The sequence below is a fragment of the Halorubrum tibetense genome (genome assembly GCF_042661865.1).
GTDB lineage: Archaea > Halobacteriota > Halobacteria > Halobacteriales > Haloferacaceae > Halorubrum > Halorubrum tibetense.
The window spans coordinates 1-518 of sequence record NZ_JBHSWW010000738.1 but is presented as its reverse complement, the minus strand read 5'-3'; the positions used below and the strand labels follow the sequence as shown (position 1 = coordinate 518).

At 51.7% G+C, this 518-nt stretch carries 1 protein-coding gene; it reads right to left on the bottom strand.

Features of this window, described 5'->3' with window-relative positions; genetic code table 11:
- The coding region (locus ACFQEU_RS18040; RefSeq protein WP_379784406.1) for a type III PLP-dependent enzyme domain-containing protein at positions 1-486 on the bottom strand (486 nt) is incomplete at its 3' end.
- Positions 487-518 lie beyond the last annotated feature (32 nt).

The window sequence follows — 518 nt, the reverse complement described above, 5'->3', positions numbered from 1 at the left end:
GGTCGAGCCGTTGAGCATTTCTTGATTCGTGGAACGACCGTAGAGGTTGTTGTTCGTTAAACCTTTCGGCGACGTGGGTGTGGCCTTCCAGTAACCACCATAAGTAAAAAAGCTTTGGGCTTTATTGGGGTTCCACAGCGCTTGAGCTTTACCGAGGTCGATACCGGGAATTTGCGTTGACATTGCTTGCTTGAGAATGGGTGTGGCGATATAGCTGGCGGGGCTATGGTCGGCCAGGCTAGCTAAATCAAAGTCTTGCGGTTTGACTAAACAAGAGCCTGCACTGAGCTCATTAAAGGGGAAGCTGCCTTGGCTGTAGAGTTGGTAGGTGGGGCTGCCGCCGCAATTTAAAGTTAGCGCCGCCACCCGTTCTGCACCTAATTTGGCAATCAGTAAATCTACCGCTGCTCGATAGCGTTGCATGGCTTTATCTCGCCAGTAGCTAGCGCTGCCGGGCAATTTTGCGATATGGGGTTCATAGCCCATTAAACCACCCAAGGCTAGGAGTGGATCGGCTT